This window comes from Inquilinus sp. YAF38 (genome assembly GCF_052113205.1).
In the GTDB taxonomy this organism is placed as follows: Bacteria; Pseudomonadota; Alphaproteobacteria; order DSM-16000; family Inquilinaceae; genus Inquilinus.
This window is the reverse complement of sequence record NZ_JBFRCU010000053.1, coordinates 43,958-50,185: the sequence shown is the minus strand read 5'-3', so window position 1 is coordinate 50,185 and position 6,228 is coordinate 43,958. Positions and strand designations below refer to the sequence as shown.

Here is a 6,228-nt window from a genome sequence, read left to right as displayed (position 1 = left end):
GCCGCCGACCGGGGTCGCGGTGATCGGCTCGGCAGCCGGCTCCGGCGCGGCGGCCTCGGGGACGGCGCCGATCGCGTCGGGGCTGGCCTCGGCCGGCTCGCCGAGGCGCGGCGCGGGGCCGCGGGAGGCTCTCAGCGTGGCCGTCATGGGGTGGCCGTCATGGGGTGGCCGTCATGGCATCACGCGGCGGTCGGCTCCCGACCGCGGCCGCGGAGGGGATGGCCGCCGGTCCGCTCAAGCCTCCTTGTAGCGATAGCCGACGCCGTACAGCGTCTCGATGTGGCCGAACTCGGTGTCGATCGCCTTGAACTTCTTGCGGATGCGCTTGATGTGGCTGTCGATGGTGCGGTCGTCGACATAGATGTGCTCGCCATAGGCCGCGTCCATCAGCTGGTCGCGGCTCTTGACGTGGCCGGGGCGGATCGCCAGCGCCTTGACCAGCAGGAACTCGGTGACCGTCAGGTCGATGGTCTCGCCGCGCCACAGGCAGGCATGGCGGTTGCCGTCCAGCGTCAGGTCGCCGCGGGCCACCACGGCGGCGGGATCGGCCGGGGTGGTGTCGGTCGCCAGCTGCTCGCGCCGCAGCAGGGCCCGGATGCGCTCGATCAAGAGGCGCTGCGAGAACGGCTTCTTGATGTAGTCGTCGGCGCCCATGCGCAGGCCCAGCAGCTCGTCGACCTCGTCGTCCTTCGAGGTCAGGAAGATCACCGGCATGTTGGTGGTCTTGCGCAGCCGGCCCAGCAGCTCCATCCCGTCCATGCGCGGCATCTTGATGTCGAGCACGGCCAGGTCGACCGGCTTCTGCGTCAGCCCGCGCAGCGCCTCGTCGCCGTCGGAGAAGGTGCGGACCTCATAGCCCTCCGACTCCAGCGACATCGCGACCGATGTCAGGATGTTGCGATCGTCGTCGACCAGCGCGATGGTCTGGGCCATGGCCCCCCTCCACTCTCACCAACCCGCCCCCGGCGGGCACAGTCACATTGCCGGGGACGCTGAACGCCCAATATGGCGTATTCGCGGCCGAAATGTCACTCGGACGAGGTAATCTCCAAGAAAACCAAGAGGTAGCGGCGCGATGACGATATCAGAGCTCGCCCCCGCCGCGCAGGCCCGGACCCTGCTGCGCAGCCTGGACCGCGCCACCCTGGCGACGCTGGACGCCGACGGCGGCCCCTACGCCTCGCTGGTGCTGGTGGCGACCGACCCGGCCGGGCAGCCGCTGCTGCTGATCTCGCGGCTGGCGGAGCACACCGGCAACCTCGAGCGCGACTCCCGGGCGGCGCTGCTGTTCGACGGCACGGCCGGGTTCGACCAGCCGCTGACCGGGCCGCGCCTGACCGTCTCCGGCCGGGCCGAGCCGGCGGACGACCCGGCGCTGCGGGCCCGCTACCTGGCGCGGCATCCGGATGCGGCCGGCTATGCCGGCTTCCCGGATTTCAGCTTGTGGCGGGTGCGGGTCGCGCGCGGCCACATGGTCGCCGGCTTCGGCGCCATCCATCGCTTCGACGCGGAGGACCTGCTGATCGCCCCGCCGCCGGCGCTGACCGCGGCCGAGCCTGGCATCATCGGCCATATGAACGACGACCACGCCGACGCCATCGACCTCTACGCCCAGGCACTGCTCGGCCGCAGCGGCAGCGGCTGGCGGATGACCGGGATCGACGCCGACGGCGCCGATCTGCGGCGCGGCCCCGCCGTCGCCCGGCTGGCCTTCGCGGCGCCGGTCACCGACGCCGAGACGGCGCGGAAGGAGCTGGTGCGACTGGTCCGCCACGCCCGCGGCGGCGGGCTGGCGGATTGAGGGATGGCGATCGATCGAGAATGGCGTGCTCGCCGGGCGCGCGGTGAGTTCTGCCCTCTGACCATTCGCGCGCGGACGCGCGCAGACCCCTCCCCCAAACCCCCTCCCGCAAGGGGAGGGGGAGCATAGAAGGGATGGGCCGCCTCAAAAATCTTGCAACCGGGAGAGACGACGCGCCGCCTCGACCCGACCGGTAGCCTCTATCCGACCGCCTTCAGCCGTTCCATGGTCTCGACCAAAGCGGTGCGGATGCCCGGTTCCATCGCCGAATGGCCGGCGTCCGGCACGACCACATAGGTCGCTTCCGGCCAGGCGCGGTGCAGCTCGTCCGCTGTCGTGATCGGGCAGACCGTGTCGTAGCGGCCCTGGACGATCGCCGCCGGGATGTGGCGGATCCGGTCGACATCGCGCAGCAGCCGGTCCGGCGGGGTGAACAGGTTGTTCAGGAAGTAATGCGCCTCGATCCGGGCTAGGCCCAGCGCATGCGCGTCCTCGCCGGCCGAAGCTACGATCTCTGGGTTCGGCAGCAGGGTGGAGCAGGAGCCCTCATAGATGCTCCAGGCCCGGGCCGCGGGCAGGTGCACGGCCGGGTCGGGGTCGGTCAGGCGGCGGTGATAGGCGCGGGTCAGGTCGCCGCGCTCGGCCGGCGGCAGGAACTCGACGAAGCTGCGATGCGCCTCCGGGAAGAAGGTGCCCATGCCATGGAAGAACCAGTCGATCTCCTGCGGCCGCATCAGGAAGATGCCGCGCAGGGTCAGCGACCGGCAGCGTTGCGGGTGCGCCTGGGCGTAGGCGAGGGCGAGGGTCGAGCCCCAGGAGCCGCCGAAGACGTGCCAGCGCTCGATGCCCAGCATCCGGCGCAGCTGCTCCATGTCGCCGACCAGGTGCTCGGTGGTGTTCTGCCGGGTCTCGCCCAGGGGGCGGGACCGGCCGGCGCCGCGCTGATCGAAGATGATGATGCGGTAGAAGCCGGGGTCGAAGAAGCGGCGATGGGTGGGCGAGGCGCCGGCGCCAGGGCCGCCATGCAGGAACACCACCGGCACGCCGTCCGGCTTGCCGCATTGCTCCCAATAGATGCTGTGCAGGCCGTCGACCGGCAGCAGGCCGGTGGCGAAGGGCTCGATGGTCGGGAAGATCAGGTCGCGCGGCATGGGTCTCGCAGTCGGGCTGAGTCTCGCCCTCCACTCTAAGGGGTCGGCGGCGCTTTGCAAAAAGCCGATCGAGGCGAGGCTCTGCGGTGCGAGAGCGCAGCCGAATCCGCCTATGCTGCACCGATGCGCCGCGTCCTGCTGCTCCTGATCCTGCTCTGCACCGCCGGCCACGCCCGGGCCCAGCCGGCGGACGGGCTCGACTACGGTCCGCCGGTCGCGGTCGAAGCCGTGCCCGACGGCCGCACCGTGGCCCTGGCCGACGGCACGGTGGTGCGGCTGAGCGCGCTCGACATCCCGGCCGGCCGCTGGCGCGACATCGCCCGGGCGGCCCTGGCCGAGCTGCTGCAGGGCCGTTCGGTCCGCCCGGCCCGGCTGGCGCCGCCCGACCGCCACGGCCGGGTGCCGGCCCAGCTGCAGCGCGAGGACGGCACCTGGGCTCAGGCGGCGTTGCTCGGCCGCGGGCTGGCGCGGGTCGATGCCGGCGGCGCCGATCCGGCGACGACACTGGCCGCGCTGCTGGCGGTGGAGGCCGAGGCCCGTGCCGCCGGCCGCGGCCTGTGGGGCGATGCCGGCTTGGCCGTGCGATCGGCCGAGACGCTCGGCCGCGGCGACCTCGACCGGTTCCAGATCGTCGAAGGCCAAGTGCAGCGGGCGGCGCTGGTGCGCGGCCGCGCCTATCTCAATTTCGGCACCGATTCGCGGCAGGATTTCACCGTGACGGCGGAGCCGGCGCTGGTGAGCGCGCTGGCGGCGTCCGGACAGGATCTGACAGCCCTRCAGGGCCGGCGCATCCGGGTGCGCGGCTGGCTCGACTGGTCGGGTGGACCGCGCATCGCCTTGGTCCGGATCGAACAGATCGAAAGGCTGGATTGATGATTCGTCGCGACCTGCTGCTGGGCCTGATGGCGGCGCCTTTGCTGCCGCATCTCGCCCGCGCCGACACACCCGAGGCGCGGGAGATCCGGGCGGCCTTCGGCGGTCCCTACCGTGCCCCGGCGCTGCGCGACCATGTCGCCCGCATCGCCCGCAATGTGGCGGATGCCGAGACCGGCGGGCGCCTGCAGGTGGCGGTCGAGCTGCTCGATTCCGACCAGGTCAATGCCGCGGCGCTGCCGGATGGCCGCCTGCTGGTCACCCGCGGCCTGCTGGCCCTGGCGCGCAGCGAGGCCGAGCTGGCCTCGGTGCTGGCGCATGAGATCGGGCATGTCGTCGCCGGCCACGCCAAGTCGCGCGCCGCACGGCCGCCGGTCGACCCGGCGATCGCCGGGCTTGCCGAGGTCCAGGCCGAGGCCGAGTTCGACCGGGCGCAGGAGCAGGAGGCCGACCGGATCGGCATCGCGGCCCTGGCCCGGGCCGGCTTCGACCCCGCGGCGGCGCCCGCCTTCCTGGCCCGGCTCGGTGCCGCCCAGCGCCTGGCCGCATCCCTGTCCGGCCGGCCGGAGCTGGCCACAGCGGCGATCAGCGGCGGCGACCATCCGGAGACGGCGGAGCGGATCGCGGCGGCCCGGGCCCAGGCGGCGGCGCTGTCGCCCGGCGACCCGGGAGAGGTCGCCTGGCTCGACGCCGTCGACGGGCTGCCCTGGGGCGAGGGGGCCGGCCAGATCCCGATCCGCGGCCAGGCGGTGCTCGACCCCGCCGCCGGCTTCCGCTGGGACGCGCCGCCGGGTGTGGCCCTGCTGCGGCAGCGCCAGCGGGTGATGGGCATCGGCCCGGATGATTCGCTGATCCTGTTCGACCACCTGTCGCAGCCTCGGGCGCTGGAAGCGCGGCTGTTCCTCGAGCGGGTGTGGGGCCGCCGGGTGGGTGGGGTTCAAAGCGTCGGCGCCGGCGATCTCGGCGGCTTCCCGGCCGCCTGGGGCGTCGCCGGGGTTGCGATCGGCGCCGACCGGTGGGAGGCGCTGCTGGTGGTGATCGAGACCACGGCGGAGCGGCGCGACCGCTTCAACATCCTGACCCGGGCCGGCAGCCCGGCCACCGCGACGGTGCGCGGCGCGATCGAGAGCTTCCGCCGGATCGGCGCGGCCGAAGCCGCCGCAGTCCGGCCCCGCCGCCTCGCCGTCGTCCCGGTCCGGCCGGACGACACCGTGGCCAGTCTCGTCGGCCGGATGCGGGTTGAGGCGGCGGAGGCGCAGTTCCGGCTGCTGAACGATGTCGTCGGCGACACCGTTTCGCCCGGAAGCCGGGTCAAGCTGATCGTCGAGTGACAATGACGTAGGTTGGGTTCGCGGTGCGAACCCAACCTACGAAGCGCTATTCTTCCAGGAACAGCTCCTCCGCCTGGGCGACGTGGCGGGAGATCGAGGCGCGCAGCTTGGTCAGGGCGCGGTGCTCCAGCTGGCGCACCCGCTCCTTGCTGACGCCGAGCTGGCGGCCCAGCTCCTCCAGCGTGGCGCCGCTGTCGCGCAGCCGGCGCTGGCGGATGATGGTCTGTTCGCGCGGGCTCAGGGCGCCAATCGCCTCGGCCAGCCAGCGCGAGCGGGTGACGTTGTCGCGCATGCCGATCACCACCTCCTCGGGCGAGGGGCGGGTGTCGGCCAGGAGGCCCTGCCAGTCGTCCTCGCCCTCCTCGGAGATCGGGGCATTGAGCGACTGGTCGGAGGCCGAGAGGCGCATCTCCATCTGCTCGACATCGGTGACGTCGACCCGCAGCTCGCCGGCGATCCAGGCGCGGCCGGCCTGGGTCAGCCCGGACTGGCCGCCGGCATTCTCGATCTTGGCGCGCAGCCGCCGCAGGTTGAAGAACAGCGATTTCTGCGCCGCGGTGGTGCCGGTGCGGACGATCGACCAGTTGCGCAGCACATAATCCTGCATCGCCGAGCGGATCCACCAGGCGGCATAAGTCGAGAACCGGACTTCGCGGTCATGCTCGAACCGGGCGGCGGCTTGCATCAGCCCGACATTGCCCTCCTGCACCAGATCGCCGATCGGCAGGCCGTAGTTGCGGAAACGCGAGGCAGTGGCGATGACCAGGCGGGTATAGGCCCGGACCAAAGCGTGCAGCGACGGTTCGTCATGATCCTGGCGCCAGCGCTTGGCGAGCTCGAACTCGGTCTCGCGCGACAGCAGCGGCTCGCTCATCGACGCCTTGATGAACTTCAGGTTGGCGCGCTGGGTCTCGGGATCGTCGAGATGCGGCATGGACGCCCCCTCTTCGGCCGAACGATGCCGCGGATCCGTCCCGCGACTTCGATTAGACGAACACCCTCCCGCATGGCGTCGTTCCCTCGCCGGGCGGGAGCTTGTCCCTTCGTCCAATGGTTCGCCGGACTGGGGCGG

Annotated in this window: 6 protein-coding genes; 3 read left to right on the top strand and 3 right to left on the bottom strand. The window is 72.2% G+C overall.

Annotated elements, in window-relative coordinates:
• Nucleotides 1–234: 234 nt before the first annotated feature.
• A complete protein-coding gene (locus tag AB4Z01_RS22180; RefSeq protein ID WP_441697654.1) occupies nt 235–933 on the bottom strand; it encodes a response regulator transcription factor in 699 nt (232 codons plus the stop codon).
• Nucleotides 934–1,075: 142 nt separating this feature from the next.
• Between AB4Z01_RS22180 and AB4Z01_RS22175 the strand changes: the two genes are divergently transcribed.
• Nucleotides 1,076–1,801 carry a HugZ family pyridoxamine 5'-phosphate oxidase gene (locus AB4Z01_RS22175; RefSeq protein ID WP_441697653.1) on the top strand — a complete coding sequence of 242 codons (726 nt, stop codon included), beginning with the start codon at nt 1,076–1,078 and terminating at the stop codon, nt 1,799–1,801.
• 200 nt (nt 1,802–2,001) lie between these two features.
• Here the strand turns inward: AB4Z01_RS22175 and pip are convergent, their stop codons facing one another.
• A complete protein-coding gene (gene pip, locus AB4Z01_RS22170; RefSeq protein ID WP_441697651.1) occupies nt 2,002–2,952 on the bottom strand; it encodes a prolyl aminopeptidase in 951 nt (316 codons plus the stop codon).
• Between the two features lie 123 nt (nt 2,953–3,075).
• Here pip and AB4Z01_RS22165 point away from each other — a divergent pair, with 123 nt between their 5' ends.
• Entirely contained in the window at nt 3,076–3,825 is a 750-nt protein-coding gene (locus AB4Z01_RS22165; RefSeq protein WP_441697650.1) for a thermonuclease family protein, read from the top strand.
• On the top strand, nt 3,825–5,156 hold the full coding sequence (locus AB4Z01_RS22160) for a M48 family metalloprotease (RefSeq protein WP_441697648.1): 1,332 nt from the start codon (nt 3,825–3,827) through the stop codon (nt 5,154–5,156). Before AB4Z01_RS22165 ends, AB4Z01_RS22160 begins: the two co-directional genes overlap by 1 nt.
• Before the next feature lie 46 nt (nt 5,157–5,202).
• Here AB4Z01_RS22160 and AB4Z01_RS22155 read toward each other — a convergent pair whose 3' ends face one another.
• Complete coding sequence (locus AB4Z01_RS22155) at nt 5,203–6,090, bottom strand: RNA polymerase factor sigma-32 (protein WP_441697646.1); 888 nt, start codon at nt 6,088–6,090, stop codon at nt 5,203–5,205.
• Nucleotides 6,091–6,228 lie beyond the last annotated feature (138 nt).